Source organism: Candidatus Eisenbacteria bacterium, assembly GCA_018831195.1.
Classification (GTDB): Bacteria; Eisenbacteria; RBG-16-71-46; order CAIMUX01; family JAHJDP01; genus JAHJDP01.
Genome location: JAHJDP010000061.1, coordinates 30,818 through 45,377, shown reverse-complemented (window position 1 = coordinate 45,377; position 14,560 = coordinate 30,818). Strand labels below are relative to the sequence as shown.

The 14,560-nt window shown below is 57.0% G+C and carries 9 protein-coding genes; 3 read left to right on the top strand and 6 right to left on the bottom strand.

Features of this window, described 5'->3' with window-relative positions; genetic code table 11:
* Positions 1-216: 216 nt before the first annotated feature.
* Together porU and KJ970_10865 are read right to left on the bottom strand one after the other, a co-directional pair.
* Positions 217-4,362, bottom strand: coding sequence for a type IX secretion system sortase PorU (gene porU, locus KJ970_10870; GenBank protein ID MBU2691417.1), 4,146 nt, complete (start codon positions 4,360-4,362; stop codon positions 217-219).
* A 90-nt stretch (positions 4,363-4,452) separates the two neighbouring features.
* A complete protein-coding gene (locus KJ970_10865; GenBank protein ID MBU2691416.1) occupies positions 4,453-4,632 on the bottom strand; it encodes a Trm112 family protein in 180 nt (59 codons plus the stop codon).
* Between the two features lie 208 nt (positions 4,633-4,840).
* Here KJ970_10865 and KJ970_10860 point away from each other — a divergent pair, with 208 nt between their 5' ends.
* Genes KJ970_10860 through KJ970_10850 form a run of 3 tightly spaced genes read left to right on the top strand, consistent with a single transcriptional unit; the run spans position 4,841 to position 9,283 of the window.
* On the top strand, positions 4,841-6,214 hold the full coding sequence (locus tag KJ970_10860; protein ID MBU2691415.1) for an O-antigen ligase family protein: 1,374 nt from the start codon (positions 4,841-4,843) through the stop codon (positions 6,212-6,214).
* Positions 6,096-7,283: a glycosyltransferase family 9 protein gene (locus tag KJ970_10855; protein ID MBU2691414.1), complete on the top strand. Its 1,188-nt coding sequence runs from the start codon at positions 6,096-6,098 to the stop codon at positions 7,281-7,283. The genes KJ970_10860 and KJ970_10855 overlap by 119 nt, the downstream gene beginning before the upstream one ends.
* The gene (locus KJ970_10850) at positions 7,280-9,283 is read left to right on the top strand and encodes an ABC transporter ATP-binding protein/permease (GenBank protein ID MBU2691413.1); all 2,004 of its coding nucleotides are present in this window, start codon (positions 7,280-7,282) and stop codon (positions 9,281-9,283) included. Before KJ970_10855 ends, KJ970_10850 begins: the two co-directional genes overlap by 4 nt.
* On the opposite strand, the gene KJ970_10845 is transcribed toward KJ970_10850, so the two are convergent.
* The 4 genes from KJ970_10845 to KJ970_10830 form a co-directional block, all read right to left on the bottom strand.
* Positions 9,280-9,813, bottom strand: coding sequence for a CBS domain-containing protein (locus KJ970_10845; GenBank protein ID MBU2691412.1), 534 nt, complete (start codon positions 9,811-9,813; stop codon positions 9,280-9,282). The two genes, KJ970_10850 and KJ970_10845, sit on opposite strands and share 4 nt — an antisense overlap.
* A 14-nt stretch (positions 9,814-9,827) precedes the next feature.
* On the bottom strand, positions 9,828-10,778 hold the full coding sequence (locus KJ970_10840; protein ID MBU2691411.1) for a phosphatase PAP2 family protein: 951 nt from the start codon (positions 10,776-10,778) through the stop codon (positions 9,828-9,830).
* A gap of 65 nt (positions 10,779-10,843) precedes the next feature.
* Positions 10,844-11,851 carry an acetyl-CoA carboxylase carboxyltransferase subunit alpha gene (locus KJ970_10835; protein MBU2691410.1) on the bottom strand — a complete coding sequence of 336 codons (1,008 nt, stop codon included), beginning with the start codon at positions 11,849-11,851 and terminating at the stop codon, positions 10,844-10,846.
* 32 nt (positions 11,852-11,883) lie between these two features.
* The gene (locus KJ970_10830) at positions 11,884-14,256 is read right to left on the bottom strand and encodes a M23 family metallopeptidase (GenBank protein MBU2691409.1); all 2,373 of its coding nucleotides are present in this window, start codon (positions 14,254-14,256) and stop codon (positions 11,884-11,886) included.
* Positions 14,257-14,560: the final 304 nt, after the last annotated feature.

The window sequence follows — 14,560 nt, the reverse complement described above, 5'->3', positions numbered from 1 at the left end:
ATTGAACGACCTCCACTCTTCGCAACAGGGACCGCGGCGATTCTCACGATGCCACAGGTCGCGACATCAAACCCCCCTATCGATATCCGGCCGATTTTTTATTTTCCGCCTCGGCCACTGAATCTAGCGGATTCGGCCTGGGTCCTCAAGCATCCCACGCCTCCATAACACTATCGACCGCATCCAGGTCCATACTTTCCCTATCTATCTCCCATTCTATCTAACAACCGCACATTTTTCCGTTCGGGTCACCGATTCCCCCGTTTGAGGATCATTAATCCGTACCCTATAGAAGTATATGCCGTTGGCAAGACGGTCTCCATCGGCATCACGCCCATCCCAATAAAGTCCCTTTTCGGACAGCACCCCCGGGTCCTCATTCCACCATTCCATTTTCCGTATCCGTCGCCCTCTGGCCGTATAGATAGAAATCTCCACATTGACCTCCCGGGCGACTTCCAAGAAAAAACCGGTCCCATCCTCGAAAGGATTGGGGAAATTGAAGAGACGGCCCAGGGTCAGACGCTCCTCACCGGCGGATATCAGGCGGAAAGTAAGCCTGGCCTCAGATTGATTATTGAGATTATCAGAAGCGCGCAGAACAGCCGTATACGTTCTGCCCGACGGGAGAGAGGCTGGAATGGTGGTGGTGACTTCCGCCTGCGACGCATTTCCATTGAAATGGATGCGCTGGGCCAAATCCTCAACCACAAGGGGCCGCCCGCTCGAATCGTTATAACGGAGCACGACCGAACGGGAGCCGACCAGTTCCGTGATATTGATGCCGCTTGAATCTGTGAGCGCAATATGAAATTCGTCGCCCGGCATGGCGATGCTGTCGGACGACGACAAGCTTAATTCAATCTCAGGACCCTCTGAATCCGTCAGCGCCGCCTCAATTTCGGAGATCCAGATCTCCGAGCGGCAGCCGACGGCGTCGACATCGCCATTCTGCGCATAGGCGAAAACTTTTGCCCAGCCCCTGTCGCCGAGAAGCAAAGATTTTGGAACGATAAAATTTAGAATGAATTCCCCTCCGGATACCGGCATATCCCCCCGGAAAATCGGCGCACCGAGAAGATTGTAATCATCATATACAGAGAGGCTCGGATGGCGGGAGATTTCAGAATCATAGATGCGCAAACTCACCGATCCGTTGAATTGGTCTAAAAGGATACCCGCTGTATCCCTCACCGCTCCAGCCAGTCTCACCGCGGCGCCGCGGATCAGGGTATCCGGTCCGGCGTCCCCGGCCGCGATCCATTCGAGATCGATTTTATAGCGTGGAGAAACCAGTGTTATGAGGGGATCACCGAGCAAAATATAGCGTTTGGAGTTGGCTGATGAACCCTGTTCCAATTTTGAGAGCCGCGCCGCTTCACCGACCGGCCGCACCGCGCTTATACACTTGTCTGGGTACATATGGTTAAAGAGAGCTCTGTTGAGTTGAGCATTGCTGCCGGATGAGGCCACGGATGAGGCGGCGAACATCGCGATCGCGCCACCGGTGGACCGAAGAACGAGTGATTCGCCGAGACCGTAGCCCGGGATGTCATGCTTGCCCACCGAACAGGAGGCATTGACAAAGAGAAAGGGACGATCGTCATTATCCAGCGCAGAAACCAAGGAGGTTTCAAGAAGACGCTCATCGGCGAGCTGCCCTTCGCTCCCATGGCCCGTATAATTCATCACCAGAATGCCATCGGCGATAAGTGAAAGCAGATCCTCCGTCGCCTCCGGCTTGGTCGGGAAACGGCATTCGCCGCCGTCATACGGCCAGCCATATTCATAAAGATAAATCCTGTCCGGATGAAAACATTGTGGAAGAATTGAATCGGCGATCTGTTCGGTCTGGCGCAGATGCGCAAAACCGAGGTTGTCGCTCTCAACGCCCTGGCAACGATCATCGGCAAGCAGCCCGATACGCGTCTTCCACCAATCGAGAGGCGCATCCTGCTCATAAGAAATTGCTTTTTGTACAAGCGCATTCGCCTGAGTCAGATCCCTCACCGGCAGCCGTCCCGTGATCATGTCGAGCCCGTTGTCAGAGGGGCCGTCAAATAAGACGAACCAATCATCTGAGGAATACTGGGGATTATAAATATCGAATTCGTAAGCAGAGTCGTAGTAATCCAGGTAAATCGGCACTCGAAGAACGCCGCCCTCTCTCAAATAATCCCTGGGATCATAATAAGCGTCACCGAGGAAGGTGACATAAAGGGGACGCCTCGTTTCATTTGCCGGATCCACCCAATGCACATAGGCATATTCGAGAAAATTCCGCATGGCCGCCACATCCATTGTGCCTGCGGAAAATTCATCGAAGATCTCATCGGTCGTCTTGACCACGACCACCGCATCATCACGGTCAGGAAAGTGCTGCCTGTGGTAATCAGCAAGATCTTCGGCGGCGGATACAAAACCACGATAGGTGATAATGATCGCATCGACCGGCCCCTCCATCTCGCGGATCCAATCTCCCTGCCGGTTCACCGTTTCCAGAGCCATCGGTGTGGCGCTGTCTTGGAGATCGAGTGCGACATAATGCGGAGCCGTACTCCCCGATGAGGTATCGGCGAAGGTGATCATTAGGCCGCCGCCGCTTGATTCCAACGATCCCGAAATCTGATAGGGATTCCAGGGATCGGTCGCATTAAAAATGGCCGGGGACGCCGATGAGGAAAAACCGGTGAGCCGGAAGGCGTGAACGCCGATCTCCGTGGGGCCGAAGAATTCGAGGGAATCATCCACCGCTTCCAATGCCTGGAGGTAATCGACATCGATCCAGGCCAGATTGGATTTGTCGGATCGGGTGGGATCACTTGGATCATTTAGATAGGGGGGATAGTAGTGCCATCTATTCTGGCGCGCTTTTAGCCCGGTGACCGTTCGATCGATATCCTTTCGATCATAAGCTTCCCACGACACCGAATCGACCAGGACATCATTGAGCCGGGCCACAAGGACATGATCGGGAAGGGTATTCGTATCGCGATAATTGGCGCCCCAATAGCGCGCTCGGACCCGGGCGGCCGCCCCTTCGACAGCGCCGGGGGCATTGAAGTAGATTTCGAATTCGAAATTGTTAACGCTGCTGAGCGCCTGCTGATACCAGAACTTCTCCCATGTGGCGTCCGGATCCCTCTGCCGTGGCTCGTAAAAAGTATTCCGTTCCAGGTGCAAGCGGGCCCCGGCCGTTTCGCCCGCCGCCGCACCGGCGGGATCTCCCTCAATCATCTCCATGCGGGCCGGCTCTCCCTCGAAAAGCCCTCCCCATGTCAGCCAATAGGCGCCATAGGACGATAAAGGATGCCGCGCATAATGCTCCATGCCGCGGTTCTCCGCGCCGCGGTCCTGATACCACCCATCGGGTCCATTAGCCAGAAAGAGAACGGCATCATTCTCTTCCCAAACCCCGATCACGCCGCCGTCTTCCACCAAGATGGCGCATTCCTTCATTGCGACGGGGAGGGAATCGACTTCTACATTCAAATCCTGCGCCATCGGCAATTGATCGCCGGCAAAGCAACGGAGACTGGAGAGGTCCACTTCTTCCACGGGAAATCCCGCCTCGGCGGCGGCATCATGAGTAATCCGATAAATCCCTCGCTTGGCGCTCTTCATCTTCAACCATGGATTTGCCGTGAGACTGAAAATATTCGATGTGCGGCTCTTCAGCCCCTTCTGCGGGGCGGCCAGCCACATCCGTCCTTCGATGGGATTGAGAACAGAAACCCCGGGGGCGCCACCAACGGAACTCACCGGATGGCGGCCCACTGAAACCGCATCGCCCCCTTCCATTGAAACAGTAAGACGCAGCTGCCGGATCGCATGAAACGATCGCGATAATCCGTCCGCACGCCAGAGCGAAACGGTTACCGGCAGGACTCTCTGGTAGCGGATCCAATAAGGTTCACCGATCACGACCGGCGCCTCGGATGAGCCCGCACCCCGCCAAGAAATCAAAGAGGCCACATTCGAAACCTCGGGAATATTGATGCCCGTGAGTTGATCCTCTCTTTCAGTAGAATAGTCAATCTGGTACCCACCGCCGGGCGGAAGCGCGACATAGAATGTTTTCTTCGGAATCGCCGGTTCCCCCAGCCGGTCGGATACCGTCCATCCGGGCAGCGTCGGCCGGTGGAAATCTTCTCCCTCTTGATCAACGGTATCGATGACCGCCTGCGGAAATTGCAAAACAATATCAAGATAGCGGTCGCCATGGGACAGGATTTGTGTCCGCGCCTCCACAATCGATCGAGCTTCTTTCGAAAATCCCTCCTGGGGCGCTTTCACCGCTAGGAGCAGGATGGCCGAAAGAGCGAGAAAGAGAATCCGACCCTGCTTGAATCGACGTTTCATTGAGACACCCAATGTGATGTGTCCATTTCTCCCACCGCAGTCTTGTAAAACAGGACGCGACGAGCGAGATCTATTTTTCATGCGGAAAGGTCACTCCGATGATCCGTCGAGGGGTTGCGCTTCATCGATGAGCATGATCGGGATATCCTCGCGGACGGCATAAATGAGGCGGCAGGCGTGACAGATCAATTGGTCATCCGATCTTTTATATTCCAGTTCGCCCTTACATTTAGGACAAACCAGAATATCCAAAAGCTCTTTCGAAAGCATGGCATCCCCTTTCCACATTGGATCTCTCCCAAGGACGGAGTCCAATCAGCCATTGCGGCACAGAGAATCTTTATGCAGGATCGGTATAGGTTCGAATTCGGCCGCAAACCGCAATGCCTGAACCCACTTACGTTATCAAGGTATACCCCACGGGTCAATGAGGGGTCCTTTTAAGGCTTTCCGCCGCTTAGGGAGAGAAAACCTGAGGATGAGGATGGAAACGGCCCACTCCGATCATGGATTTCACTGGACATCGATTCCCCTGATCGGTTTTGCTATCGGCAGCTTCGCCGGAATCGCTATTGCACAGACATCTTTGGGGTTAGGTCTGCTCGGTCTCATTCTGAGTCCGATATTTCGCCGGAAATGGGGCGGCTCTCCCCCGCGGGATATCGGCCCCGCGTTGGGCGGATTGGCCCCCGTCCTGATCTTCTATTTTGCGGTGCAGATCTTTGCGATCGTCACATCACAGCATATCTATCGCTCCTTCACCTGTCTTCGCGGGGATCTTCCCGTCTTGATCCTTCCCCTCTTTGTCCTTCTCTTTCTCCGATCACCCCGGCCCTGGCTGCCTCTTTGGGTCTTCCTCGGCATGGCCGCACTTAGTGGTCTCTATGGCCTCTGGCAGTTCTTCTCCGGGATGGATCTCTATCATGGCGAGGGGCTCGAAGCCTTAGCGGCCGGCACTTATATCGCCATTGGCAATCTTGGCGGCCACCTGACCTATGGTGGGGTGCATCTTGTCGCCACCCTTCTCGCCCTGGGTCTCGCGCTGTACGGCCCCCCCGGCCGGATCCGTCGATGGGCTTGGTTCCTAGCCCTCGCCTCCGGAGCCGGCCTGCTCACCTCCGCGGCCCGCACGGCCTGGGTGGGTTTTCTCGCCGGCTCGAGCGTCCTCCTCTGGGGGCTGGGGCGGCGCCGATTCCTGCTCGGTCTCGCCGCGATGATCGTCCTCGCCGGCTTGGCCCTTCTTCTTCCCGGGGTCGCCGATCGGGCCCAGGGGTTCCTCCAGTTCTCGGATCTGCCGCGCATCCGGCTATGGCGGACCGCCTTGAAAATCTGGGCCGACTTTCCCATCTTCGGAGCCGGGCTTGGAGCCTATAAAACACATTTCCCCTTATACAAATTACCCGGGGGATATATGAGCACCATTCATCCCCACAACGATCTCCTCAACATAGCCGTTCATAGCGGCATCGCGGGTCTCGTCGCCTTTGCCTGGTTATGGATCCGGCTCTGGAGGGGTCTCAAGGAAGGTCTCGCCGCCCCAGCGCGTGTTCGCGGCCTCGCATGGGGTGGTCTCGCCGTCATCGTGGGGTTTCTTGTGGCCGGCGGGGGTCAATGCTACTTTACCGACGAGGAGCCGGTTGCGGCTCTATGGTTTGTCTTGGGGATGGGCATCACCGCGGTCTGGTCCGCAAAGGGTTATCCCCAGGATGCAGCCCAGCGAAAGGACGGGATCGATGACGAGGGTCTGGAAGCGTTGCCGCCGCTGGATCAAGGGGTCGCTTCAGGGACCTCTCAGCCGTCTCCTACTGACCGGTTCCGTATCCCATCTCGAGCAGGAGATCGATCCGGATGATCTGAGCCACATCCTGGTTCTCCGTCCCGACAACCGTCTCGGAAACCTCATTCTCATGATGCCCCTGCTGGAAACCCTCCGGTATGCCGCGCCGCGGGCCCGCATCACCCTTGTCGCCGGAGATCGATTCAGTTCGATCTTGGAAGGCGATCCACGAGTTGATGAGATTTTAAATCCCGAGGATGGGATGCGGACACTCGCCGCTCTCCGCCGCGTCTCCTGGGACCTCGCCCTCAGCACACCCTTCCCGGGGGCGACCTCCTTCAGCGGTTCTCTTCTCCTGGCCTGGTCTCATGCCCGGCGGCGCATCGGTTATGACCATCCCAGGAGCCGCTCTGCCCTGACCCACTCCCTACCCCTTCCCGATGAGGGGCTTCACGCCGTAAGGGAGCTCCTCGATCTCTCACTCTTAATCCGCGGTTGCCTTCCCATTTTGAAATCCCCTTCATTGAACCTGAGCGTCGGTGAAGGGCCCCTCATGCGATCCATGGACGAACGGATCAGGCAGAGAGCCGGCCATCGCCGTTTTCTCATCCACACGGGAGGCCGGGGATTGAAGGGTTGGAGTCTGCCCGCCTTCCAGGAGCTCGGGAAGGGATTGGCTTCCAGCGGATTTGATCTCTGGGTCGCTCAGGGACCTGACGCTCCCGCCTGGCCGGAATCCGGCGATCGATCCTATTTCACCCTTCCTCCCATGCCGATCAAGGAATTCGGCCAGACTCTCGCCAAGGTCGATCGGTTCATCGGTTGCGATAGCGGCGTCATGCATCTCTCCGCCGCGGTCGGCACGCCGGTTACAGCGATTTTCCGCTCCTCGGATCCCCGGCGGTACGCCCCGATCGGCGCCGACCACCAGATCCTCATCTTGGGATCCAACTCCGCGCGCCATCTGGATCGAGGAACCTGGCCCTCTCTCCCAAAGGAACTCTCCCCGCGTCTCGATCAACCTTCGGAGACCCTTCTGAATTCTGAACCGGAGGCTCAAGTCGCCTGGGCCCTTGAAAAGATCCTGGATGCGGTCCTCGAGACCGGATCCCGCCCGCGCCATACGGAAGGGGCCGTCCGGTGAAGGGGAACCAACAGAAACATCCCGCCGAGAAATTATCTCCGCTGGAATTCCTTCGTCTCTACGGCCGTCTTCTGCGGTTCCTCAGCCCTCATTTGGGAAATCTCATTGCTGCGGTCTTTTTCATGTTGCTGCTGGCCGCCTTCAGCGGCTTTTCGATCGCCATGATTGTTCCCTTCAGTGAGATCGTCCTATCGGGAAAGGACCCGACTGAGATCGGCCCGGATCCCGCGGTGGAAGCGGCGGCCCAAGCGCCCCTTTCCGAAGATGTTGCCGCCGCGAAGCCCAAACCCAGTCTGTCGGATAATTTCTCTTCTGGAGGGTCGCTGCGCGATAAGCTCGTCGGACGATTTTACGGAATGATCAGGGGCCGGGACCGGATCGATACGCTTCACCGGTTTTGTATCGCCCTCATCATTGTTTTTCTTTTGAAAAACCTGTTCTTGTATGCGCAGAGTTATCTGATTGTACGTGTTGAACAATTAGTGATCCGCGACATTCGAAACAAATTATACGATCATTACCAGCGTCTCAGCCTGGACTACTTCGATTCGACCCACTCCGGACTTCTGATCGCTCGCATCACAAGTGATGTGGAACTTGTGAAGGGAGCCATCGCCAACGGATTTGCCCAGCTTATCCGCCAGTCTTTTCTCCTGGCCGCCTATCTGTTGGCCGTGCTCCTCGCCTCCTGGCGCCTTTTTCTCGTCGCCGGATTGGTGCTTCCACCGAATCTTTGGCTCATCGACCGGATCGGACACTATCTCCGCCGCGCCAGCCGCATCAGCCAGGAGAAAATGGCGAGGATGACTTCCATTCTTTCCGAAAGTCTTCAGGGCGTCCGTATTGTCAAAGCTTTCAATCTCGAAGGCGAGGTCGTCCGGCGTTTCCGGCTGGAAACACAGGATTATGCGCGAACGTTGATAAGGATGACCCGCCTGGGGAGCCTCCATTCCCCCCTGACCGAGGTCCTCGGCGTCACCGTGGCGGTGGCGATCTTGTGGGTCGCCGGCAAACCCCTCATTGAATCGGGTGCGGGGGGGACCGGCCGGTTTCTCCTTTTCCTTGTCGGTATGCTCAGCATGATGCAGCCCATTAAGGTCCTCAGCCAGGTCAACATGAGTATTCAACAGGGACTGGCGGCGGCAACCCGCATCTTTTTTATTTTGGATGAAGAACCCTCGGTCAAACGGCCCTCCCACCCAAAACAGCTGCATAGTTTTAAAGATTCGATCCGGTACGAGAATGTGACCTTCGCCTACAAGCCGGAGAGACCGGTTCTGCACAACATCACGATGGAAATCCGCCGCGGCGAGGTCCTCGCCCTCGTCGGTCCCAGCGGCGCCGGGAAGACCACCTTGGTTGATCTGATCCCCCGATTCTACGATCCTGTTCAGGGGCGTCTCACCATCGACGGAATCGATTTGCGCGAGGTCGATTTAATGCAATTGCGCAGGCTGCTCGGCCTCGTCACCCAAGAAACGGTCCTCTTTCACGATTCGATTCTGAGGAATATTTCATTCGGGCGTCACGAGGCGGCCCGGGAAGAGATCGAGAATGTCTGCCATGCCGCGCATGCTCATGAATTTATAACTGAGCTGCCGGAAGGATATGACACCGTGATCGGCGAACGGGGAATCGGTTTATCGGTCGGCCAGAGGCAGCGCCTCTCGATCGCCCGGGCTCTCTTAAAAAATCCACCCATCCTCATTCTGGACGAAGCCACTTCCGCGCTCGATACCGAGAGCGAGCGTTTTGTGCAAGACGCCATCACGCATCTTCTGAAAAATCGCACCGCCATCGTCATTGCCCATCGCTTATCGACGATTAGGAGCGCCGACAAGATTCTGGTTATTGATCAGGGGCGGGTGGCGCAAACAGGGACACACACATCCCTGATGGAGGAAGGCGGCCTGTACAAACGCCTCCACGATATGCAGTTTGATGATATCCCTTCCATCCAGCCTCTCGAATCAGAACAGCCGCCCGGGCAGGGCGTCTAGCCCCCATAGCGGGGAATACTGTCCTTCTGCGGCTTCGGGGGGAGACTGATAACGGCTTCCGGAAAAAACTCAACAATATAGCGCAGGATATCTTTGATGGACAACTGTCCCACCGGCTCGTTCTTATCATTCACGACGGGTATATGGCGGTATCCGCCGATCGCCATATAGTTCAGAGCAAAGGCGATCGTATCATCGCGGTGCAGGGTCAGAGCGTTCTTCGTCATGATTTCTCGTACAGCGCAATCCTTGAAGAGGCGTTTCTTACTCGGGATTTTCATGATGATATCCCTCTCGGTAAGAATACCGACACCTTCTTCCGTTTGTACAAGAACAGCACCGACATGATTCTCCTGCATCTTGAGGATGGCATCGAAGGCCGTCGCCTCGGGATCGACGATGATCGGCGCGCGAGCCGGCACTTCACTCACCGGAATCTGCAGCGTTCTTTTTGTGAGTCCCTCTTTGCGGCGAAGAGCGGCATCGGTGCGCCATTCCAGATTCCCATCCAACTCATCCTTGGAAGGCATGCTATTCTCCTTTCCTAATCAGGGGACGCCTGCTTCCAGAGTATCCTCCGGAAAATCCCTTTGCGCCCGTAAAGCGCCGGGAAAATCAGTTTTTCTGAGACAACCATACAAGCGGCCACATAGAGCACCGCCAGGATGATATCAATGACGTAATGATGATCCAAGTAAACAGCGCTCCACCAAACGCCCAGCGGGTATAAGGCCAGGATGATTCCACGCCGCCCGAACTTTTTAAGGCCGTAAATATAGATCAGAAGCGGGAAGGCGCTGTGCAGGCTTGGGATGGCCGCGAATTTATTCGGATTCATATGTTTGTAAACCGACTCAAAGAGAGGAATGCCGATCCATTTATCGGTATGCAGGAGATTTCCGGCGCCGGATCCCTTGAAGGCCGCCTGTGGTTGTACAAAACCAAAATCCCGGACATACCATGGCGGAGCCGCCGGATATAGAAAATAGGTAGCGTAGGAAACCCAAGTTGTCAGGCATAGGGTCAGCATAAAGCGGTAGAATATCTCTCTATCCTTCAGCGTACTCCAAAATATCCAAGCCAGCACGATCGGCGCGGCCATATGGATCGCATAGAAACCGCTCGATAGGCTGTCCAACACATGTCTTAGGGGGGCGTCCCCCAGCCCCGCCTGGAACTGCAGAAGCAGATCATTTGGCGTGAGACTCCCGCAGAGGGGCTCAAAAAGACGCCGTTCGAAAAGATATGGTCCCAGGATATGAATCCTTCCGGCATTATCATCGGCCACCCCCCTCATAAAATCATAAGCGATCCAGAGCAGAATGAAGGGCGACCAATCCAATAGGAATCGTTTGGCATTCTTTAAAACCAGGGCCACGATGAGAAGAGAGAGAAAGGCATGATCCGGCCGGACCTTCATGAGGTTGTCGATATAGATGAAATAAAGAACCACAAAACCCAAGACAAGCAGGCGCCAATCTTGGAGGCGCCGCATCCATGGTCTCACTCTTCCACCGGACGGCGGCGGATCCTTCCGCGGTTCCCTTCGGGGCCGGGCCATCAAACTTCCTCCACGACCCCCATGGCAAGAAACTTCTCCTGGCGTTTGTGGAAAAGGGTCTCGGGATCAAGGGCTTTCAACCGGGAAAGAGATGCGGCGATCATCCGCCCGAGATCAGCGGCCACTGCATCCGGGTCGCGGTGCGCCCCGCCAAGCGGTTCCGGCACAATGGCATCGATAATTCCAAACTTCATGAGATCGGGGGCCGTGAGCTTTAAGGCTTCAGCGGCTCTATTCGCATGGGCTCGATCCTTCCAGAGGATGGCGGCACACCCCTCCGGTGTGATGACGGAGTAGACGGCGTTCTCCATCATTAGGATTTCATCCCCCACCGCCAGGGCCAGTGCGCCGCCGCTGCCGCCTTCTCCGATGATGGCGCAAACGATCGGTACGGGTAGACGGCTCATCTCCAGAATATTCCGGGCAATCGCCTCCGCCTGCCCCCTTTCCTCCGCGCCGATACCCGGGTAGGCTCCCGGAGTATCAATGAGCGTAATAATCGGAATGCGGAATTTCGCGGCCATTTTCATCAGCCGGAGGGCTTTCCGATATCCTTCGGGGTGGGGCATGCCGAAGTTATAAAGGAGATTCTCCTTCATATTGCGCCCCTTCTGCTGCCCCAGCACAATCACCGGTTCCCCTTGAAAGCGGGCCCAGCCGCAAACAATCGCCCGATCATCCCGGAAAAGCCGATCGCCGTGGAGTTCAACAAAATCCGTAAAGAGCCGTTTTATATAATCCAATGTAAAAGGCCGGCGTGGATGCCGGGCCAACTGAACCCGCTGCCACCGGGTCAGCGAGGAATAGATATCTTTGCGAAGCCGATCGACCTTTCTCTCAAGGCGTTTAAGCTCATCTGAAACTTCAATCGATTCCTGGTTGGCGAAGGCCCGCAGATCTTCGATCCGTCGTTCGAGTTCTAGAATCGGCTTTTCGAATTCGAGCCATCCCAAATCACCCGGCCGCGGGGTTGAATGGCTGGACTTCGGCTTCTCACCCGCTGTCATCTACCTTCCTCCATCCCCATATCCTGGACGAGCTAGAGGTCCTCCACAAGGAATGAAAATTCCCTTTTTGATACGAGGCCGGCCCGATCCCGCACTGCCACCACCCACACATGCCGCCCTGCTCCGAGCAGCACCTCGGGTTCCCAGAGCAATGCGTCGGCATCGGGGTCGTAACGGGCGAGAACCGGCCGTCCATCCAGCCACATGTCCGCATCCTCCGGGCGGAATCCCAGACCGGCATCGGCGGTCTTGACCCTAAGAAGCGCCGGCGAGCCTTTCAATCGAGCCCCGTCCGGTGGATCCGGCCTCATAATCCATGGGGGCGCCGTATCCTTCAGGATGGCCAGGAGGCCCAGATGGTCGATCTCGGCCGTCAGGGAACCATCCGGCTGAAGATGCAGGGAATCGACCTTCCTCCAATCCTTCATAACCTTTCGATAGATCCCAAAAGCCTCCACCTCAGTCTCCGTCTCCCCTTCCTCAAGCCTCATCCTCGCGGTCAGGGTGGATGCGAGGGGTTCATCATAAGGCTGAAGATCGAGCAGAGGCCCCCTCACCGGCAGTGAAACAGAGGGAAAGGGATCCCCGCTGCTCCATAGCATTGATTCAGGCGCCTCTTCCGCAGAGAGGCGCAAAAGGACCGGCGCATAGACAGCTTGAGCCGGCCAGTCGATTTCAATCGAGGCCCCCGGCAGGAATCCATGGCCGGCGGCTTTTGGATCGACCAGAATGAAACCAGCCAAATCGACGGGAAGACCCTCGCTTCCGGGCTTCCCCCAGGCGATTTCAAGCGCTCCCGGCGATTCTTCCGGACCACCGATGAGCTCCGCCAACTCCCCGTGGGGCAATGCCGCCCACCAGCGCCCCTCGGCCGTCGGATGGAAAAGCCGCCGCGATCCACCCCCCTGCGTGGGAAGCAGTCTCAATCGTGGAGGCTGCGCCATCTTTGCGGGGGGATCCAGCCAGATGACGAGACCGGCTGATGAAGGCTCGAGGGCGACGCCGCCCGGTTGACGATCGTCCGCCCAGGGGAACCAAGCCTCTCTTTCCCGCCACCGGTCCGGACCCTCAACCCATCCGTCATCGGAACTTACAAGACGCCATTCCCCATCCGGCATCGCCGTGAGTTCGGAAGGCGACAAGCGCCACCATGAACCGGCCGCTGCCGAGGCCTCCATTGGATGAGATGCCTCCAGGGGATCCCGCAGAAGAAGCCGGCGGGGTGGAACGGCTCCGCTCCACTCGCCGAGAAGGGAGCGGCCCGGGTCCCTCGGATCCGCTAGAAATGTTATCCAGCCGGAGGGTCGCTTTTGTATAAGAGTGAGTCTGTATGTTGACCCGCCGCCCGCCGCATCCGTCAGTTCAATCTCTATGTCGATTCTCTCCGAATCCTCTCCCGCCGCGGTGAGAACCCCCCTCGACAGCCCATCCCATGCCGGATCGGGCCTTGATTCAGCTTCCAGGAACATTCTCACTTCAGGAAGTGTTGTTTCGGCTTCGGAGCGAAAAACCCGCTCGACCTCCCGCGTCCGCTCAAAAGAGGCCTCCTTGAAAGACCGGCGGGCCAGAAGCCGATCGTCTGCGGAGGGATGTACAATCTTGATCTCGAGGGAGAGGGGAACCAGCCGTCCGCTGCCCGATCCCGCCCGGTCCAAAATCTCAAGTTGAAACCCCACTTCCCCCCAAACCGGGATGGGAGGCATCTCGGCCTTCGATGGGATTTTGATCAAACGACTCGGATATCCGTCAATGGACCCACCCGAATCCAGAGAGAACAGGCGGATCGAGACAAGCTGCGGCGGATCCGGGTCGGAGACCGTCATCCCCAACAGAAGCGGATTTATGGGAACCCCGTCTTTGCGCAATTCAAAGTGCAAGTGGGGTGGCCCGGCGCCTGTCTCACCGGACCAGGCGATGATCTCCCCTCGATCGACGGGAATCCCCCGATCAAGATTGATGTCAGCCTCATACTCCCCCCGGCGGCGCTGCGCCTCTATGAGTACGCTCTCGATTTTTGGGGAGAAACGATGAAGATGGGCATAGACGGCAAGAAAACCGGATTCCGTTTCGAGATAAAGCGCCCGGCCATAACCCAAGCCCGAGGCGCGCAAGCGTACGATCCGGCCGGCGGCCACGGCCCGCACAGAAGCGCCGATCTCACCCCCGGTGCTGAGGTCGATTCCGGCGTGGAAATGTCCCGCGCGATACTCTCCAAAGGTGGAGGTCAGAAGCAGTGGGAGATCCAGTGGCGGATTCCAGTTCGGCGCTTGGAGCTCCGGTGCGGGATCGGTCGCGGGATCGGTCGCGGAGGTTGAAACGCTCTGAAAGGTGAAGAGAAGGAACAGGATCGGGAGAAGCCGCTCGGCGCTGCAGCTCAGCAGGTTTCTTGGCCATGACCTCCACATAAGATTCCTCCATCCAAAATGATCCGAATCGCCGATGCAATATGCAGTCTTCCCACCCCTTCCCATGGCATTCCGCCATTCGGTTCCACTCGGGGCCACCGGTCGATCTCCGGCCGGGGAGAATTCGATCATCATCCCAATCCTCATAACTTGAAGTCAATCCTGACATTCCAGCCACCCAACGAAAATGAGGCGCAAGAACCTGTCATCGGCCGGAAATCGGCACGGTGTTTGCCTTAACGAGTGATCGGTCGTCCAAACCAAAAATGATTTTGGGGTCCGATAATCCCCACCCTATTCCTTT

Excerpts from the sequence above, each read along its gene's own strand:
- KJ970_10845 (MBU2691412.1), bottom strand. The coding sequence starts at position 9,813 with ATGCCTTCCAAGGATGAGTTGGATGGGAATCTGGAATGGCGCACCGAT.
- KJ970_10830 (MBU2691409.1), bottom strand. The coding sequence starts at position 14,256 with ATGTGGAGGTCATGGCCAAGAAACCTGCTGAGCTGCAGCGCCGAGCGG.
- KJ970_10835 (MBU2691410.1), bottom strand. The coding sequence starts at position 11,851 with ATGACAGCGGGTGAGAAGCCGAAGTCCAGCCATTCAACCCCGCGGCCG.
- KJ970_10865 (MBU2691416.1), bottom strand. The coding sequence starts at position 4,632 with ATGCTTTCGAAAGAGCTTTTGGATATTCTGGTTTGTCCTAAATGTAAG.
- KJ970_10855 (MBU2691414.1), top strand. The coding sequence starts at position 6,096 with ATGACGAGGGTCTGGAAGCGTTGCCGCCGCTGGATCAAGGGGTCGCTT.
- KJ970_10840 (MBU2691411.1), bottom strand. The coding sequence starts at position 10,778 with ATGCGGCGCCTCCAAGATTGGCGCCTGCTTGTCTTGGGTTTTGTGGTT.
- KJ970_10860 (MBU2691415.1), top strand. The coding sequence starts at position 4,841 with ATGAGGATGGAAACGGCCCACTCCGATCATGGATTTCACTGGACATCG.
- porU (MBU2691417.1), bottom strand. The coding sequence starts at position 4,362 with ATGAAACGTCGATTCAAGCAGGGTCGGATTCTCTTTCTCGCTCTTTCG.